This window comes from Flavobacterium hydrophilum (assembly GCF_003202405.1).
In the GTDB taxonomy this organism is placed as follows: Bacteria; Bacteroidota; Bacteroidia; order Flavobacteriales; family Flavobacteriaceae; genus Flavobacterium; species Flavobacterium hydrophilum.
Genome location: NZ_QJHL01000006.1, coordinates 192097 through 211491 on the forward strand (window position 1 = coordinate 192097; position 19395 = coordinate 211491).

Here is a 19395-nt window from a genome sequence, read left to right on the forward strand (position 1 = left end):
TAATAAATTTAACTAAGAAGCCTTTTCATTGGCTTCTTTTTTATTATTTTTATGAAGATAACCATTAAATTAAAAATATTCAATTATGAGAAACCTAGTTTTATCTTGCCTGATTTTGCCTTTAATTGCATTACAAAGCTGTAAAAACGATGAAAAACAAAAAGCAGCTGAAGCAGCAAAAGCCGATGGAGAAAAGATTGTAAGTACACAATGCTATCAGGCAACTTATGAAAATGATATCATTGATTTAAAACTGAATACTTTAAAAAACGGAAAGATTAATGGTAACATGATAATGAAAGTTGTGGATACTCCGGAAAGAACGGGAGAAATTACAGGTGAATTTCATGGAGATACTTTATTTGCAGATTACACTTTTCATGATGCCACAAATAAAAATAATAAATTCAAAAACCCAATGGCATTTTTAAGAAAGGATAAACAACTTATTTTAGGAAACGGAACAATGCAGACTACAATGGGCGTAACGTATCTGGTAAAAGACAAACCGATTGACTTTGAACGTGTAAAATATAAATTTGTTAGCATTGACTGCGTTGATAAATAAAAAATTAAGAGAACAAAAATCCATAAAAAAAACCGTTTCAAACTAATGAAACGGTTTTACTATTTTTCGTTGAAATTATTTTTATAAAACTTCACCTTTAATCTTAAGAGCTACTCTTCCGTCAGGGTAATTTACAGCATTGGTTTCAACGGTAATCGTTTTACGGATTGGTCCTGCAGTCATGTTGTATTTTACGTCAATTTTCCCTTTTTTGCCAGGTAAAATAGCTGCGCTTGGTTTTGTAACGACTATCGTGCTTAGTGTTGATTGGGCAGAAATTATCGTTAAGGGAGCATCACCTGTATTTGTAAATTCAAAAGATCTGACAGCATTGTCACTTTTTGAAATTTTCCCGTAATCAATAGTGTTGTCCTGAGCTGAAAATTCAATTTTTGGACCGTTTTGAGAATAACCCGCTACGCTAAACAGTACGATTACAATAAATTTAATAACATTTTTCATTTTGAAATTGTTTTTAAGATAGGAGTAAATATACTTTCTTTTAATTAATACACAAATTATTAATTCGTTTTTTATAGTGTACTTAATTATTTACTTTTGCTGTCAGTTATAAGTACAAAAATTAAACCAATTTTTTGTTTAACTGTTTAATCGACATTTCATCTATCATTTTAGATTGAATTCTAAATAATGTCATTAGTGCAGTTAAATATCTAAAAAGTAATTTTTGAATAAATAAACATTGATTAAAACAATTAACAAATTCAACGATTAAACCTATTTAAATGACAATTCCAGCACAATTTGACGCTAAGACGATTGAGAGTAAATGGTATGATTACTGGATGAAAAATAACTATTTTCATTCAGAACCAGATCATAGAAGACCGTACACCATTGTAATTCCGCCGCCAAACGTCACTGGAGTCCTTCACATGGGACATATGTTGAATAATACGATTCAGGATGTTTTAATTCGTCGTGCTCGTCTTAAAGGATTCAACGCTTGCTGGGTTCCGGGAACGGATCACGCATCGATTGCTACTGAAGCAAAAGTAGTAGCGAAATTAAAAGCAGAAGGAATCAATAAAAACGATTTAACCCGTGAAGAATTCCTAAAACATGCCTGGGAATGGACAGATAAATACGGAGGAACCATCTTAGAGCAGCTTAAAAAATTAGGTGCTTCATGCGATTGGGAACGTACCAAATTCACTATGGATCCGGATATGTCTGCTTCTGTAATTAAATCGTTTGTAGATTTATACAACAAAGGATTAATTTACAGAGGATACCGAATGGTAAACTGGGATCCGGAAGCGAAAACAACTCTTTCTGACGAAGAAGTTATTTATGAAGAACAACAAGGAAAATTATTTTTCTTAAAATATAAAATCGAAGGTTCAGAAGATTTTCTGACCATTGCTACAACACGTCCGGAAACTATTTTTGGAGATACTGCCATCTGTATCAATCCGAACGATGAGCGTTTTACACATTTAAAAGGTAAAAAAGCGATCGTTCCAATTTGCAGAAGAGTAATTCCGATTATCGAAGACGAATATGTAGATGTAGAATTCGGAACAGGATGTTTGAAAGTAACGCCTGCTCACGACATGAACGATAAAACGCTGGGTGAAAAACACAACCTTGAAATCGTTGATATATTTAATGAAGATGCGACTTTAAATAGTTTCGGATTACATTATCAGGGAAAAGACCGTTTTGTAGTTCGTACAGAAATTGCAAAAGAACTGGAAGAAAGCGGAGCTTTGGCGAAGACCGAAATCCATTTAAATAAAGTGGGAACTTCAGAAAGAACCAAAGCCGTAATCGAGCCAAGATTATCAGACCAATGGTTCCTGAAAATGGAAGATTTAGTAAAACCGGCAATTAAATCAGTTTTAGAAACAGGAGATATTAAATTGCATCCAAAACGTTTCGAAAACACGTATGCGCACTGGTTAAACAACATCCGTGATTGGAATATTTCCCGTCAGTTATGGTGGGGACAACAAATTCCGGCATATTATTATGGAGACGGAAAAGAAGATTTTGTTGTTGCTGAAAACATTGAAGACGCTTTAGCATTAGCAAAAGAAAAAACCAACAACCAACAACTAACAACCGACAACCTAAAACAAGACGTTGACGCCTTAGATACCTGGTTCTCATCATGGTTATGGCCAATGTCAGTTTTTGGAGGTATAATGGATCCTGAAAGTGCAGACTTCAAATATTATTATCCAACAAATGACTTAGTAACTGGTCCGGATATTTTATTTTTCTGGGTGGCAAGAATGATCATCGCAGGTTACGAATATGCAGGAGAAAAACCATTTACAAATGTATATTTAACTGGTTTAGTTCGGGATAAGCAACGCCGTAAAATGTCTAAGTCTCTAGGAAATTCTCCCGATCCTTTAGATTTAATTGATGCTTTTGGTGCAGATGGTGTTCGTGTTGGATTGCTTTTAAGTGCTTCTGCAGGAAACGATATTATGTTTGATGAAGAATTATGTAATCAGGGAAAAGGGTTTTCAAACAAAATCTGGAATGCGTTTAAATTGATTAAAGGTTGGGAAGTTTCAGAAACTATTCCACAGCCGGAATCATCAAAAGTGGCAATCGAATGGTACGAAGCAAAATTGCAGCAGACTTTAGTAGATATTGAAGATAATTTTGAGAAATACAGAATTTCAGATTCATTAATGGCCATTTATAAATTGGTTTGGGATGATTTCTGTTCCTGGTTCTTAGAAATGATCAAACCGGCTTATCAACAGCCAATTGACAGCGTAACTTTCGCTAAAGCGATCGAAATGTTAGAAAGCAATTTGAAGTTATTGCATCCGTTTATGCCTTTCTTAACTGAGGAAATTTGGCAGTTAATCGCAGAAAGAACGCCTGAAGAAGCTTTAATTGTTTCAACCTGGCCGGAATTAAAATCTTTCGATGCAAAATTAATTACCGATTTTGAAAATTCTATTGAAGTGATTTCAGGAATTAGAACGATCAGAAAAGACAAAAATATTCCGTTCAAAGATGCAATCGAATTAAAAGGAATCAACAATGAAAATCTTTCGACTTATTTTGATTCCGTTGTAACGAAATTAGGAAACGTTTCAGCTTTCGAATATGTTTCTGAAAAAGTAGACGGCGCATTGTCTTTCCGTGTAAAATCAAATGAATATTTCATTCCGATTACTGGAAATATAGATGTCGAAGCTGAAATCAAAAAGCTAACAGAAGAGTTGAATTATACTAAAGGATTCCTGAAATCTGTAGAAGCAAAACTTTCAAACGAGAAATTCGTAAACGGAGCTCCGGAAAAAGTTTTAAACATTGAAAAACAAAAACAAGCCGATGCTTTGGCAAAAATTGCTACAATCGAGCAGAGTCTGGCTGGTTTAAAATAAAAAATTAAACTTAGTTTTTATACAAAACCCGACAGATTTTAAAAATTTGTCGGGTTTTATTTTGGGGCTAAAATGACTAATTTTTATTCAAAAAATATATGTGGTTTTTATGATTTTGTATTTTAAAATGATATAAATTTAATACGATTTTACACTATCTAAATTTTATTTTTTCAATGAAAAAAATCTTCTTTTTTATCTTTATTTCATGTCTCTTTTTTTCTTGCTCCAATAAAATTGAGAATGTTGAAAAATCTGTTTATTACTGGAAAAGTGACAGTTGGGACTTAAGTACAAAGGAAAGTACTATTTTAAAAGATTTAAAAATTAAAAAACTTTATATTAAGTTTTTTGAAATAGATCATAATGAAGCTTATGGAGATTTTCCGGTTTCTAAAACTTCTCTTCGTTTTTATCAACAGGAGGACCTTGATATTGTTCCAACCGTATATATTAAGAACGAAGTTTTTAAAAACACTAACAGAAAAAGGTTAGATACACTGGCAGATAATATTAATTTCCTGATTAATAAATATGCCAAAGATAAATTTGAAAGAGTAAATCCAATAAAAGAGTTTCAGATGGATTGCGACTGGACACTGACAACAAAGGATAATTACTTCTATTTTTTAAAGAAATTAAAAGAGATTTCGAAGAAAGAGATTAGCTGTACGTTACGATTATATCCTTACAAGTATCCCGAAAAAATGGGTGTTCCTCCAGTCGATAAGGCTATTTTAATGTGTTATAATTTGATTAATCCTTTAGAGAATCATTCTAAAAACTCCATTTTAGATATTGAAGAACTAAAGCTGTATCTCAATAAAAAAAGAAAATACCCATTGCATTTAGATATTGCATTGCCAACTTACTCCTGGATGCAGGTATATCAAAATGATCACTTTTATAAAGTAATTTATGATGGACAGAAAGAGATTTTAAAATCTTTAAAAGAGATAAAACCTTTGTGGTATGAAGTTAAAAAAGATACAGTAGTTGACGACTTTTATCTAAGAATTGGGGATAAGATTAAATATGAAAATTTAACTTCAGCGAAAATTAATGAGGCAATCGAAGTAATTAAAAAAAATGTTGATTTTGACGCAAATACTACAGTTACCTTATTTCATTTAGACGAAAAACAATTAAGCAATTACACCAATGAAGAACTTTCTGCTTTTTATAGCAACTTTAGTAGGTAATAGCATTTTTGCATGTGGTTTTTATCCGTTTGGAGAAGACATCCGATATTCTTTTTTAAACCCGGCAAAATTTAATTACTATTCTTATTCTGAATTTAATTATTCTTCTAATACATTTTATCCAAATGCAGATGGAGTTTATCCAAAAGGTGCAATTGATGAGAATGAAAAATTATGGATAAAATATTGCAATAATAAAGTTTCTGCTGAAGCGATACGAACTGTTTTATATGATTTTAAAGAGGAGGATATTAATGAAAAATCGTCGAATGAATTGCTTCAATATTTTTATAAAACTAAAAATATCGAAGCCATAAATTATTTAAAATTTGCTAAAACCTGCGAATTTTTCAATGGAACCTATGAAGATCCATGGGAAAGAAAGGAAAGTGTTTCGCTGCCAAAAAGAAGAGAACTGATTGATAAAGCTATTTTCATTTCTAATAAAACAAAAAATAAGGAACTTAGATTGAGATATACTTTTCTGGCGATAAGGCTGGCTTATTATAATAATGATTTCAATCAAATTAAATCCTTATTTGATACTGTTGTTAAGTCTCAGAAAAAAGATATCCTATATTATTGGAGCTTGTATTTCAGAACATTCGCAGAAAAAGATAAAGCTTTGGTAAATTTTTATGCAGCACAGGTTTTTGTAAATGCACCCGATAAGCGTTTTATGATCTCTCAGGTATTTGATGCTAAAATTTCTTTGGATGCTGTTTTGAAATATGCTAAAAACAATGAGGAAAGAGCAAATGTTTATTTTTTGGCAGGTATAAAAAAAAGCGATCAGGCATTATTTTGTTTAGAGCAAGTGTACAAATACAATCCGAAGTTTGAAGGTGTTTCATTTTTATTATTAAGAGAAATCAATAAAATTGAAGACTGGGTTTTTACGCCATATTATTCTTTATTTAATCCGTCTGTTTCAAAGTTTAGTTATTGGGGCGAAGATGATGATAAAAATAATTCAATACACGATATTTTAAATCGCCTACAAAATGACAGAGCTTACGCCGGTAAAGTATTACAGTTTATAAATAATGTAAACCTTAAAAAGATTAATGATCCCGTTTTATGGAAAATAGGTAAGGCGTATCTGTCATTTGTAACGAGAAATAATCAAAGTTGTTTAAATGAGATTACGGCGGTAGAAAAAAATATTTCTAAGAAAGATGCTCTTTATGATCAAATACAGATTATAAAAGCATTGGCATTAACTGCAAATCAGGAAAGTGGAAAAGCTTTGATTATGGAAGATGTGAAACCAATTCTTATTAAAAATCAAAAAAATAAAAAGTTTCTATTTGCTATTGGAAGAGAATTAGAATATAAAAAGAATAGAACTGATGCTGCTTTTCTGTATTCTAAACTTAATGATGTCAAGCAGGAATACGGAAATTATAATTATAAAGTTGCCCACTGGAAAAGTCCTAAGAACAAAAGAACATCTTATAGGGACTATTACTCAGATTATTTCGATTATATTGATGTAAGCTATTCTCCTGAACAAGTACAGGAAATTGTTTCGCAAATTGAAAATACAGACAATACTCTGGATTCATTTTCTAAATGGAAACAAAGTTATCTCAAAACTCAAATTCCAAGACTGTACGACCTGATTGGTACAAAATACATTCGCCAGAATAATTTAAAACTCGCAGCTAAATATTTTGCTAAACTAAATATTGATAAATTGGCGAACTATTCTGATTGTCTGTGGGAAAAGCCAAATTGTAAAGAATCTGATATGTTTGATGCAAATCCGTTCTTTGTACTTAAATATACACCTGAGTTTATTAAACAGGAGAAGCTTTTTAAATTAAATAAACGGAGTATTACAGAACATTTGATATCATATCTTAAAAAAGCATCTGATCCAAAAGAAGAAAATAAAGATTATTACTATTTTCTGGCAGCCAATGCTTATTACAATATGACACAAAATGGCAATTCATGGATGATGCGTCGTTACTACTGGCATAGTTACACTGATGATGCTCCCTTTGAAGATGAAAAAGAATTTTATGAAAGTAATCTGGCACAAGAATATTATCTTTTAGCATTAAAAAATGCAAAAACAAATCAGTTTAAAGCCTTATGCTTAAGGATGCTTGGGCGTTGCGAAAAGAATAAACTGGAATATCAGAATCCAAATGATTATGATAACAGAATTGAAAATTATGATGATTTTCTATTGAATAAAAACAGATATTATCAGGATTTAAAATCAAATTATTCAGATGATTATGAAATCTTAATGTCAAGCTGTAGTTCTTTTGAAGAATATTTTAAATTCAGAAGATAAATTAAACCCCGGCAGAATTTTTAAATCCTGTCGGGGTTTATAAATATTTTTAGAATGTGATTTATTTCTTATTAAGCTCTTCTGCTTTTTGTTCCCAATGTGTTTCAAGTGCACTGTAATCAACTGGATTTGCAGGTTTTTGATAAGATAACCTGCCCGATTCAAATGCCCTGACGAGAATGCTTTCTATCAGATAATCCTCGTTGACTTCAAAAGGTTTGTATTCCCTTTTTAAACTAATGTCAAACATGTTGGCGGTTGCGTTTGATACAAATGCCTTAAAACCGCTTTTTAAGGTTTTAACTAATTCATATGTTGTTATTCCGGTTTGTCGATTAATTAGTTTGACCAAAATCTGTCCTTGCTTTCGCGAAAGCTTTTTTAGTCTTGCTTCAAACTCATTGTTAAGATAATCTTCAACGATTTTAAAATATTTTTTCTTTTCACGACTGGTTTTTAAACGGGCCATACCATTATTTAAGGCCGTCAATCTGTCTGCTGCCAGTCTAGCGTAAGGATATACTTTATACACCCTGTTTTGAAGAATCAGGAATTGCTTTTTGGCTTCGGGATCTAGTTTTTCTTTTGAAAGGATAATTTCCGGTAATTCAATAGTATCACCCAAAATAGAATCATTTTCAGTGAGGGTATAGCCCATTTCTGAAGTTTCTTTGGGAGTAATCTGCGCTTTAGCAGCGAAAGAAATCAAAAGAAAACATAAAATACAAGTTGTAAATCTCATCGAATATATATTTAAGTGTAAAATTATACATTATATACACAACTGTAATACCAAATTTATAAATTAGCAAAAAATATTTTTATGAGTACAAAATCTATCTTGAAAGATACGTCAATTGCTTTCCTGGAAAGCTACCTAAATAATGCTTCACCTACCGGATATGAAAGTGAAGGGCAAAAACTTTGGATGAATTATTTAAAACCTTATGTTGATACTTTTATTACTGATACGTACGGAACTGCTGTTGGAGTTATAAATCCTGACGCTCCTTTTAAGGTTGTAATTGAAGGTCATGCAGATGAAATTTCATGGTATGTTAATTATATTACAGAGGACGGTTTAATATATGTAATTAGAAACGGAGGATCTGATCACCAGATTGCGCCTTCAAAAAGAGTAAATATCCACACTAAAAAAGGCATTGTAAAAGGTGTTTTTGGATGGCCTGCAATTCACACCCGTCTACGTGATAAGGAAGAGATTCCAAAATTAAGTAATATTTTTATTGATTTAGGTTGTGAGACCAAAGAGCAAGTTTTGGAAATGGGTGTTCACGTGGGTTGTGTGATAACGTATCCTGATGAATTTATGATTTTGAACGAAAATAAATTTGTCTGTCGTGCTATTGACAACAGAATGGGCGGCTTTATGATTGCCGAAGTAGCTCGTTTGTTAAAGGAAAACAATAAAAAACTTCCTTTCGGTTTATACATTGTCAATTCTGTTCAGGAAGAAATTGGACTTCGTGGCGCCGAAATGATTGCGCAAACCATTAAACCAAATGTTGCCATTATTACAGATGTTTGCCACGATACAACCACTCCAATGATTGATAAAAAGGTTGAAGGCGATCTTAAAATGGGTAAAGGTCCTGTAATTGCCTATGCACCGGCAGTTCAAAATAATTTACGTGATTTAATTGTAGACACGGCTGAAGAAAAAAATATACCTTTTCAGCGTCATGCAACTTCCAGAGCTACGGGAACTGATACTGACGCATTTGCTTACAGTAATGGTGGTGTAGCTTCAGCATTGATTTCGCTCCCATTGCGTTATATGCATACGACTGTAGAAATGGTTCACAAAGAAGATGTTGAAAATGTTATTCAGCTGATTTATGAGTCATTACTGAAAATAGAAAACAATGAAACTTTTTCTTATTTCAAATAATAGTTAAATAAATTCAGTTGTTTTAATATTTTTTAGTGAATGAAAAGAATTATAGTAATTTTAATTGTGATGCTTTCAACTTGTGTTTATTCACAAGAATCAAAAGAAAGAAATTGGGGCATAAAAATTAATCCAGTTCAATTAATTGATATCGCTTCATTTCCAACTTTACAATTATCTGTTGAACGAAAAATAAATTACTATTCAAGTTTGAATGTTGAAGTTGGCTATCAACTTTATGATGTTTCAAATACAGATACCATTTTTTTTAAGGAAAAAGGATTTAAAACCAATATCGAAGGGCGAATTTATTTGCAAAAACTGTTTAATTCAAGGGTTAAATCTAAACGAAGTGAGTTGTACGCCGGTATTCAGGTATTTTATAGAGAGAATCAGACAAATAGCTTTATAAGATATGTTGCGACTGATCCAGTAAATGAAGACGAGTATATTGATGAATATGTTGATGATTTTGGAGTTAAGAAAAACGCTAAAGGAATTAATTTAACTGTTGGTAATCAATTTTCATTTGCAAGATTTATTTTAGAACCATTTGTAGTATTTGGCTATATGTATAGAAATACAAGCAATACCGATCTTGATTATGATGAAAGTAAACATTCTCTGAATATGAATCATGCTTTTTTTTTTAGGTAGTGATTTAGAAAGTAATTCAGGAAGTATATTCAATTTTGGACTTGGTTGCAGGGTGGGGCTTAGATTTTAAATACATAAAATCTTAATATGAAGATTGCTATATCAAGAGGGTTTGAGATTTGTTTTTAAGTTTTTTAAACTTGAAATTATTGTGAAAACTGAAATATTGCTATCGCAGAGATTGACGGGCAGATTAACTAATAAAAACAAGCATGAAAATTTTACTGCTCGAAGACGATTTTACTTTATCCAAAGAAATAGCGGTGTTCTTTGCTTCAAAAGAATTTGAGTGTGTTCCTTATTATGATGGTGCATTGCTGTTAAGGAAATATTTTCCGTATGATTATGATCTGATCATTCTCGATATTAATGTTCCCGGTACAAACGGAATCGAAGTTTGTAAAAAAATCAGGGAAGCCGATAAAAAAACGCCTATTATCATGCTGACCGCTTTTAGCGAAATCGAAGACAAACTGGCTTCCTTTGACAGTGGTGCCGATGATTATCTGGTAAAGCCTTTTCATTTTGAAGAATTATTTGCCCGAATTTCTTCTCTTTTAAGACGAAAAGAAATTCCGCAGCAGGCAGAAGATAAGATTGTTATTCAGAATCTGGAAATTGCAGAATCCGAAATGAAAGTATTCCGCGCAGGCGAAGAAATTAAACTTACGCCTAAAGAATTTAAACTCATTCTGATTTTGGCTCAGGCCAAAGGGAAAGTGCTTTCAAAACAATTTATAGCCGAAAAACTTTGGGATTATCACATCGAAACCAATCAGAATACAATTGAAGTTTACATCAATTTTCTTCGAAAAAAAATTGATAAAGACCACGAAACAAAACTAATTCGTACCAAAATTGGTTACGGATATTATCTAAGCGATCAGGAATGACATTAAAAAACAGGATATCACTTTTAGTAAGTCTGCTCTTTACAATCCTTTTTGGGCTGGCTTCGACTGTGATTTTTGTTTTGTATTCTAATTTCAGAAAAGAAGAATTTCGGGATCGTTTAGAAATAAAAGCGCTTTCAAATATAAAACTTCTAGTAAATGTAAAAGAAGTTGACGATCAGCTTTTAAAAATGATTGACCAGAATTCAATCAATAAATTGTATGATGAAAAAACACTGGTTTTCGATTCCCATTTCAAACTCATTTACAGTAGTATTGATGATGCCAAAATTGACTGGTCTGTCAACGATTTAAAATACCTTAAAAAACATAAAACGTTTTTTAAGCAACAGGGAGATTACGAAGTTTACGGTGTTTTTTATGATACCAAAGACAAGGATTTTTATGCCTTAATATCCGCGACAGATGATTATGGCAAACGAAAATTACTTTTTTTAAGATATACCTTAATTATTTCTTATATCTTTTTCACCTGTATCTGCTGGGTTTTAACCTCTTTAATGGTAAAAAAAGCCATGAATCCGTTAAGTATTTTTCATCAGAAGATTAAAAATATAAACGAGAACAATCTGGATACCCGTGTTGAATCCAAAAGCAATAAAAACGAAATTGATCTGATTGCCAATGAGTTCAATTTTATGATGGACAGAATCGAGGTTTCGTATCAAAAACAAAAAGAATTTACCGCCCACGCTTCTCATGAACTCAGAACTCCTTTGTCGAGAATAACAGCGCAAATTGAAAATACAATTGCCGATTCGGGAACATCCATTAAAGGAAAAACTTTTTTAAACACTATTTTATCAGATGTCAATCATTTGTCAGAACTGATTAATTCTTTACTGGTATTGTCAAAAATAGATACCAATACAACTGGAAACAATGAAATTCACCGAATGGATGAAATTCTGTTTTCGGCCATTGAAAATTTAAATAAAACCTTTCCTGATTTTGTTATTCTTTTTGAAATAGAAGAAAGTGAGAACCTCGATACGGCTTTAGAAATCAAAGGAAATAAAAACCTTTTAGAAATTGCACTGAGTAATGTTCTAAAAAATGCCTGTGTTTATTCTGACAACAAACAGGCAAAAGTCAAAATTAGTACTCAGGAAAATCATTTGGTCATCTCGGTTTTAAATACCGGAAAAACGCTGAGTGAAAAGGAACAAAAAAATCTTTTCCAGCCTTTTATGCGTGGCGAAAATTCAAAAGGAACGTCCGGTTTTGGACTGGGCTTGCGTATTGTAAACCGAATCTTAATGCTTCATAATGCAAAAATCAGGTATAGTATACCTTCAGAAAATACCAACTTGTTTCAGTTGATTTTTGATTAATCAAACCTCCACCTCCTTAATTTTTTAAGCACTTTTTAAGGTCTTTCTTAAGGTGTCTTAAAGTCTCCCGATAGCATATTTGTATCAAATAAAAATGATACAATGAAAAAGTTATTTGCATTATTCCTGCTGATTGCCATGAATCAGATGGTTCTGGCTCAAAAAACAGTCACTTTAGAAGATTGTGAAAGTCAGTTTTTAAAAAACAACCTCTTCCTGCTGGCTTCGCATTACAACGTCGATGCCTCAAAAGCGCTGACGATTCAGGCTCGGATCTGGGATAACCCAGTGATTTCGGCAGAATTAAACGCTTACAATCCTGATCGTGATAAATATTTTGATATAGGAAAACAAGGTCAGAAAGTATTTGGCATCGAACAGCTGATTTATCTGGGCGGTAAAAAACGCAACGAAGTAAAGTTAGCGAAAACCAATGAACAGCTGGCAGAACTGCAATTCAATGATTTGCTAAGAACACTGAAACTACAATTACGTAAAAGTTTTTATACGGTTTATTACAATTCAAAAAGTCTGGAAACCACAGACAAACAATTGGCTCACATTGAAGATTTAATCAATTCCTATTCAGTTCAGGCGCAAAAAGGGAATATTCCTTTGAAAGATGTTGTTCGTCTGCAGTCGCTTTATCTTAATTTCAAGAACGAGCGAATGGAAGTAGTAAATAACAATATAGAAGAACAGGCGAATCTGAAATTGCTTATGAATTCTACCGAAGAAATTGTTCCGAATGTTTCAAAAGATGAATTCAGCAAATACTTAAAAACGATTGATTTCGATTTAAAATCTTTTGAAAATGAAGCCATTGCTAATAGACCGGATTATCTCGCAAAACAAAAAGAAATCGATGCTAATGAATTAAACGTAAAATGGCAAAAATCGCTTTCCGTTCCGGATATCACTTTAGGAGCCAAATACGATCAGCGAAGCGGCGCTTTTAATAATGAGGCGAATTTGACTGTTGGAATTCCGTTGCCGCTTTGGAATCAAAATAAAGGAAATATTAAGTACGCAAAGACCATTCTGGAGCAATCAAAAATTGAAAAGCAAAATTTTGAACTGCAGCTTCAGACTGAAATTACATCCGCCTGGAATAAATGGGACGAATCGCGTAAAAACTATGTGGTGATAAAACCAACCGTGAACTCCGATTTTGAAGCCGTTTACAACGGAATCCTAACCAATTTCCAGAAACGAAACATCAGCTTATTAGAATTTACCGATTTTATGGAAAGCTACAATCAGGCAAACATTCAGGTAAACGAGCTAAAGAAAAAACTGGCGCTGTCTGCAGAAGAACTCAACAGTACAATCAATAAAGACTTATTTTAAAACCAAATAAAATGAAACATAAACTAATTATCGGAATTGCAATTGTGAGTTTATCCATTGCAGGCTGTAAAAAAGAAATAGAAAATCCGCAGATCAATACCTCTTTTGCTTTAAGCGATAACATGCTAAAAACGACAACAACAGCAGTTGCTCAAACACAGCCCGTAACAAACGAATTGAGTTTTTACGGTAAAATTACGGCCGACAACAATAAAATGATCGATGTTTATCCGCTTGTAGGAGGAAACGTAATCAAGGTAAATGTAGAGCTTGGCGATTATGTAAAAAAAGGTCAGGTACTGGCAACTATAAAAAGTACTGATATTGCCGATTTCGAGAAACAATCGCTCGATGCCAAAAGTGATTTGCTGGTTGCTAAAAATAACCTGAAAGTGGCTCAGGAACTATTTGATGGAAAATTAAACTCTGAAAGTGATGTGCTTCAGGCAAAATCTGAAGTGAATAAAGCACAGTCGCAATTAAGCAAAGTTCAGGAAACGTATAAAATCTATAATATCAAAGCTGGTTCCATTTACGAAGTAACAGCACCAATCAGTGGTTTTGTGATTCAAAAAAGCATCAATCAGGATATGCTTTTGCGCTCTGACCGCTCAGAAAATATTTTTGACATTGCCGAAATAAGCGAAGTCTGGGCTATGGCAAACATTAATGAAATCGACATTAATAAAGTAAAATTAGGAATTGATGCAGATGTGACAACCATAAGTTATCCTGATCAGGTTTTTAAAGGAAAAGTAGATAAAATTTTTAACGTGATTGATCCGGAAACCAAGGCGATGCAGGCAAGGGTTAAATTGCAAAACCCGGGATTTTTACTGAAACCGGATATGAATGCCAACATCAAATTATCTTTTAAAGAAGATAAATCGATGATTGCAATTCCGAGTGACGCTATTGTTTTCGATAAAAGTAAAAACTTCGTCATGATTTTCAAAGACCGAAATAACATCGAAACCAGACAAGTTGAGGTTTACCGAGTGGTTGGAAAAACTACCTACATCTCAAGTGGTTTAAAAGAAAATGAAAAAGTCATTACCAACAATCAGTTATTTATTTACCGTGCTTTAAACGAATAAGACATGAACAAATTCATACGAAATATTATTGCTTTTTCGCTCAAGAACAAAGCATTTACCTTTTTTTGGGTGGGATTACTGGCTGTTGCAGGATTTATTTCCTTCAAAAATATGCCCATTGACGCTTTTCCGGATGTAACGAATACTCAGATTATCATCATTACACAATGGAACGGAAAAAGTGCCGAAGAAGTAGAGCGTTTTGTGACTTCTCCTATTGAAATTTCCATGAACTCGGTTCAGAAAAAGACCAGCGTACGAAGTATTACCATGTTTGGTTTATCGGTTATCAAAATCATTTTTGATGATGCAGTCGATGATACTTTTGCCCGTTTTCAGGTCAATAATTTATTAAAAAACGTTACGTTGCCTGATGATGTCGAACCCGATGTTCAGCCGCCATATGGTCCAACAGGTGAAATTTTCAGATATATAGTAAAAAGTGACAGCCGTGACAGTCGTGAATTATTAACGTATCAAAACTGGCTGATCGACAAACAGCTTCGTTCTGTTCCGGGTGTGGCCGATTTGAATGTTTTTGGAGGTCAGACTAAAACGTACGAAGTTGGTGTTGATCCCGTTAAATTAGCAAAATACAATATTACGCCGCTTCAGGTTTATAATGCTGTTGATACAGGAAATTTGAATGTTGGTGGTGATATCATCGAAAAAAACGGACAGGCTTTTGTGGTTCGTGGAGTTGGACTTTTAAAATCCCGAAAAGATATTGAAAATATCATCGTTGATCAGGCGGGAGGAAATCCGATTTTGGTTAAAAATTTAGCTTCTGTTTACGAAAGTTCAATGCCAAGAGTAGGACAGACGGGTATTGGAAACAATGATGATGCTGTCGAGGGAATTGTCGTGATGCGTAAAGGCGAAAACGCTCAGGAAACTTTGGCTTTAATCAAAGACAAAATCAAGGATTTAAATGAAAATGTACTTCCTAAAGACATTAAAATAGAAACTTTTTACGATCGTGATAATCTGATGAATTTCACGACAGAAACGGTAATGCACAATTTATTTGAAGGAATTATTCTGGTTACCTGCGTTGTGTTTCTTTTCATGGCCGACTGGAGGACTACTTTTACAGTTTCGATTGTGATTCCACTTTCTTTATTGTTTGCATTTTTATGCCTGAAAATGATGGGAATGAGCGCCAACTTACTGAGTCTGGGTGCAGTCGATTTCGGAATTATTATTGACGGTGCGGTGGTAATGGTCGAAGGATTGTTTGTGGTTTTGGATCACCGTGCGCATCAATTAGGAATGACAGCTTATAATAAAATTGCAAAAGGTAGTCTGATTAAGAAAACCGGAACAGAAATGGGTAAAGCCATCTTCTTTTCTAAGTTAATCATTATTACAGCTTTACTGCCTATATTTTCTTTTCAGAAAGTAGAAGGAAAAATGTTCTCGCCTTTGGCCTTTACGCTAGGTTTTGCTTTAATGGGAGCTTTGCTTTTTACTCTGACACTCGTACCGGTTTTGTCACACATTCTTTTAAACAAAAATGTAAAAGAAAAAAACAATCCTTTTGTGAATTTTTGGGACAGAATCGTAGGGAAAGGTTTTGCGTGGACATTCAAACACAAAGTAAAATCATTAGTTATTTCAATTTCGATTATTGCTGCAACATTCTTTTCGGCTTCGTTTTTAGGTACCGAATTTTTACCTCAGTTAAACGAAGGTGCTTTGTGGGTAACTGCAGAGTTGCCAATGAGCACGTCGCTTCCTGAAAGCGTACAGACAGCGGCACTGATCAGAAAAGATCTGGAAACTTTTCCCGAAGTAAAAAAAGTACTTTCACAAACCGGAAGAAGCAATGACGGAACAGACCCGAACGGTTTTGGATTTATACAGCTTCAGGTAGATTTAAAACCTAAATCAGAATGGACGCGTAAAATCAATATGGATGAGCTGATTAACGAAATGGACCAAAAACTAAAAGTACATCAGGGAATTACCTATAACTATTCGCAGCCGGTTATTGACAATGTAGCCGAATCTGTAGCGGGTTTTAAAGCTTCAAATGCAGTGAAAATTTATGGTGATGATTTGGATAAACTGGATGAATTATCAAATGAGGTTTTAGCGAAAATCAAAAATATTCCGGGTATAAAAGACGTCGGAATTCTGAGAAACGTTGGTCAGCCTGAAATCAGTGTGATTCTGGACAGAGAAAAAATGGCGGCTTACGGTGTAACTTTGGGTGACGCCCAGGCTGTTTTAGAATTGGCTTTTGGAGGAAAAACAGCAACTCAAAAGTATGAAGACGAAAAGAAATTCGATGTAAGGGTTCGTTTTTCCAAAGAATATAGAAAAGATGAAGAGGATTTAGCCGAATTAAAAGTGCCAACAATCAGCGGCGCCAAAATTCCGTTGAAAGAAATATGTGATATTAAAACCGTTACTGGCCCGGCTTTTATTTACAGGGATAATACCAAACGATTTATTGGTGTGAAATTCTCTGTTCGTGATCGTGATCTGGGAAGCACAATTGCCGAGGCACAGGAAAAAGTAGCCGAAGTGAAAATGCCGGCAGGTTATACGACAGGCTGGACAGGTGAATTTGAAAATCAGGTTCGTGCGAGTGCGCGTCTCGCTCAGGTCGTACCCATCAGTTTAATTGGAATTTTTGTACTGCTGTTCATTCTATTTGGAAATATAAAAGATTCACTGCTCGTTTTGTCTAATGTTCCGTTTGCCATAATCGGAGGAATTATAGCATTGCACTTGACGGGAATGAATTTTGGAATCTCGGCAGGGGTTGGTTTTATAGCCTTACTCGGAATCTGTATTCAAAACGGGGTTATCCTGATATCCGAATTCCATCATAATCTGAAGGCTAAATTTTCACTCGAAGAATCTATTTCCATGGGAGTAAAAGCCAGAACGAGAGCCGTAGTGATGACAGCGTTAATGGCTTCAATCGGTTTGTTACCTGCTGCAATTTCAACAGGAATTGGTTCAGAGTCGCAAAAGCCATTGGCCATTGTAATCATTGGAGGATTAATCACAGCAACAGTTTTAACCTTATTGGTTTTCCCAATTCTGTTCTGGATTTTCAATCGTAAAAAGCACGCTCCAATCGAATAATAGTAATAGTTGGTTATTTTAATTTGGGGAGAAAAGCATCATTATTTTTATAATGGTGCTTTTTGTATTATACAGAAATAGTAATGAGAGGATATTAATTTTCAGAAGCTGATCCCGCTGTCCCTTATATCTTTTATGGTGAACCCCACCATAAAAGGATGCCAGTCCCATCGGGGCTAAAAAGACCTAAAAATAAAAACGACCTTCTGCTCAGGAAGGTCGTTTTATTACTAACTCAAAAACTCTTTAAACTTTTAGGTTTAAACTCTTATTTTAATTCTTTCAAAATGGCAATTGCATCTGTAGCATTTGATAATTGTGCATATTTTAAAGCAGTATACCCTCTTTCATTTTTGTCATTCGGGCGTGCTCCGTTTGCTAATAAAATTTTCATGATTTCTACCTTGTTTGATCGGGCGGCAATCATTAAAGGCGACATATCTTCAGATATCTGATTTACATCAGCTCCATATTCGATAAATTTTTTAACCACTTCAATATCTCCTTTGCTAATTGCAATGTTCAATGGAGATACAAAATAAGCTGATAACTCTACCTGGTTTTTTACTGATGGCTCATTATTTGAAGCCATTGAAACATTTGTAAATGCTACTAATGCTAATCCTAAATAAATTACTGTTTTTTTCATGATGATTGATTGTTCGTTAAATGATTGATTGATGATTTTTAAATTGTGTGTAAATGTAATTTTATTTTTTGTATTATGTATTGCAAGGTACTTTGTTTTAACTAATTATTAACATTTATTTAACAAACTGAGTCAGTAGCCTTAAATGTCTAATAACAGGTTTTATATATAGACGATGATTAAATTAATATGTTACAGTTTCTGAGAAAAAGATATATAAAATCTTATAAAAAAGGAAAATTTTTAATTGGTGGTTTATCTTTTTTTAACTTTACAATATTTCCAAACTTTACAAAAGACTACTATTAACCTTTAAACCACAGAATTATGTTAGTCATCAAAAGAATCTTAATTGTCCTTATTTTGATTGTATCGATTGTATTAATTGCAGCTTATTTCATGCCCAAAGAATACGCTGTTACGAAAGAAATTACGATTAATAAACCAGTTGATTCGGTTTTTAATTATGTCAGATATTTAAAAAACCAGAACAAGTTTAGTGTCTGGGCTAATATTGATCCTAAAATGAAATCTACGTACAGAGGAACAGACGGAACTGTAGGTGCCATTTCTGCATGGGAAAGTGATGTTAAGGATGTTGGTGTTGGTGAGCAGGAAATCACAAAAATTACTGAAGGAAAACGTCTGGATTTTGCTTTACGTTTTAAAAAGCCAATGGAGGATACAGCCCAGGGATTTATGTCTACAGAAGCAGTACCCGGAAATCAAACTAAAGTAAAATGGGGAATCAAAGGTGTTTTTCCGTATCCCATGAATATTATGATGCCCATGATGAAAATGGATCAAATGATTGGTAATGATTTGCAAAAGGGTTTAGAAAATTTAAAAACAAAAATGGAACAATAATAATTTTGCTACAGATTTTTAAATCATTTCAATTTGAAAATCTGTGGCTAAA

The 19395-nt window shown here is 33.4% G+C and carries 15 protein-coding genes; 12 read left to right on the top strand and 3 right to left on the bottom strand.

The window, feature by feature from the left end; translation table 11 throughout:
• The first annotated feature begins 85 nt into the window (after window positions 1–85).
• Window positions 86–568 carry a hypothetical protein gene (locus DMB68_RS20790; protein ID WP_110348557.1) on the top strand — a complete coding sequence of 161 codons (483 nt, stop codon included), beginning with the start codon at window positions 86–88 and terminating at the stop codon, window positions 566–568.
• Between the two features lie 81 nt (window positions 569–649).
• On the opposite strand, the gene DMB68_RS20795 is transcribed toward DMB68_RS20790, so the two are convergent.
• Entirely contained in the window at window positions 650–1030 is a 381-nt protein-coding gene (locus tag DMB68_RS20795; RefSeq protein ID WP_110348558.1) for a DUF1573 domain-containing protein, read from the bottom strand.
• A gap of 284 nt (window positions 1031–1314) precedes the next feature.
• On the opposite strand from DMB68_RS20795, the gene DMB68_RS20800 reads away from it, so the two are divergent.
• The 3 genes from DMB68_RS20800 to DMB68_RS20810 all read left to right on the top strand — a co-directional run bounded on the left by DMB68_RS20800 (window position 1315) and on the right by DMB68_RS20810 (window position 7461).
• Window positions 1315–3948 carry a valine--tRNA ligase gene (locus tag DMB68_RS20800; protein ID WP_110348559.1) on the top strand — a complete coding sequence of 878 codons (2634 nt, stop codon included), beginning with the start codon at window positions 1315–1317 and terminating at the stop codon, window positions 3946–3948.
• A 176-nt stretch (window positions 3949–4124) separates the two neighbouring features.
• Complete coding sequence (locus tag DMB68_RS20805) at window positions 4125–5150, top strand: hypothetical protein (protein ID WP_110348560.1); 1026 nt, start codon at window positions 4125–4127, stop codon at window positions 5148–5150.
• Window positions 5110–7461 carry a hypothetical protein gene (locus DMB68_RS20810; RefSeq protein WP_110348561.1) on the top strand — a complete coding sequence of 784 codons (2352 nt, stop codon included), beginning with the start codon at window positions 5110–5112 and terminating at the stop codon, window positions 7459–7461. Before DMB68_RS20805 ends, DMB68_RS20810 begins: the two co-directional genes overlap by 41 nt.
• A gap of 61 nt (window positions 7462–7522) precedes the next feature.
• Here DMB68_RS20810 and DMB68_RS20815 read toward each other — a convergent pair whose 3' ends face one another.
• On the bottom strand, window positions 7523–8203 hold the full coding sequence (locus DMB68_RS20815; protein WP_110348562.1) for a DUF4294 domain-containing protein: 681 nt from the start codon (window positions 8201–8203) through the stop codon (window positions 7523–7525).
• Between the two features lie 81 nt (window positions 8204–8284).
• Between DMB68_RS20815 and DMB68_RS20820 the strand changes: the two genes are divergently transcribed.
• The 7 genes from DMB68_RS20820 (at window position 8285) to DMB68_RS20850 (ending at window position 17827) form a co-directional block, all read left to right on the top strand.
• Window positions 8285–9373 (top strand): M42 family metallopeptidase, encoded by a 1089-nt coding sequence (locus tag DMB68_RS20820; protein WP_110348563.1) that lies wholly within the window; start codon window positions 8285–8287, stop codon window positions 9371–9373.
• 39 nt (window positions 9374–9412) lie between these two features.
• Window positions 9413–10030 carry a DUF3575 domain-containing protein gene (locus DMB68_RS20825; protein ID WP_110348564.1) on the top strand — a complete coding sequence of 206 codons (618 nt, stop codon included), beginning with the start codon at window positions 9413–9415 and terminating at the stop codon, window positions 10028–10030.
• 212 nt (window positions 10031–10242) lie between these two features.
• Complete coding sequence (locus DMB68_RS20830; RefSeq protein ID WP_110348565.1) at window positions 10243–10923, top strand: response regulator transcription factor; 681 nt, start codon at window positions 10243–10245, stop codon at window positions 10921–10923.
• Entirely contained in the window at window positions 10920–12278 is a 1359-nt protein-coding gene (locus tag DMB68_RS20835) for a HAMP domain-containing sensor histidine kinase (RefSeq protein ID WP_110348566.1), read from the top strand. The genes DMB68_RS20830 and DMB68_RS20835 overlap by 4 nt, the downstream gene beginning before the upstream one ends.
• A gap of 102 nt (window positions 12279–12380) precedes the next feature.
• Window positions 12381–13628, top strand: coding sequence for a TolC family protein (locus DMB68_RS20840; protein ID WP_110348567.1), 1248 nt, complete (start codon window positions 12381–12383; stop codon window positions 13626–13628).
• An 11-nt stretch (window positions 13629–13639) separates the two neighbouring features.
• A complete protein-coding gene (locus DMB68_RS20845) occupies window positions 13640–14725 on the top strand; it encodes an efflux RND transporter periplasmic adaptor subunit (protein WP_110348568.1) in 1086 nt (361 codons plus the stop codon).
• Between the two features lie 3 nt (window positions 14726–14728).
• A complete protein-coding gene (locus DMB68_RS20850; protein ID WP_110348569.1) occupies window positions 14729–17827 on the top strand; it encodes an efflux RND transporter permease subunit in 3099 nt (1032 codons plus the stop codon).
• Window positions 17828–18095: 268 nt separating this feature from the next.
• Here the strand turns inward: DMB68_RS20850 and DMB68_RS20855 are convergent, their stop codons facing one another.
• Window positions 18096–18476, bottom strand: coding sequence for an ankyrin repeat domain-containing protein (locus DMB68_RS20855; protein ID WP_110348570.1), 381 nt, complete (start codon window positions 18474–18476; stop codon window positions 18096–18098).
• A 327-nt stretch (window positions 18477–18803) separates the two neighbouring features.
• On the opposite strand from DMB68_RS20855, the gene DMB68_RS20860 reads away from it, so the two are divergent.
• Complete coding sequence (locus DMB68_RS20860) at window positions 18804–19343, top strand: SRPBCC family protein (RefSeq protein WP_110348571.1); 540 nt, start codon at window positions 18804–18806, stop codon at window positions 19341–19343.
• The last annotated feature ends 52 nt before the right edge of the window (window positions 19344–19395 follow it).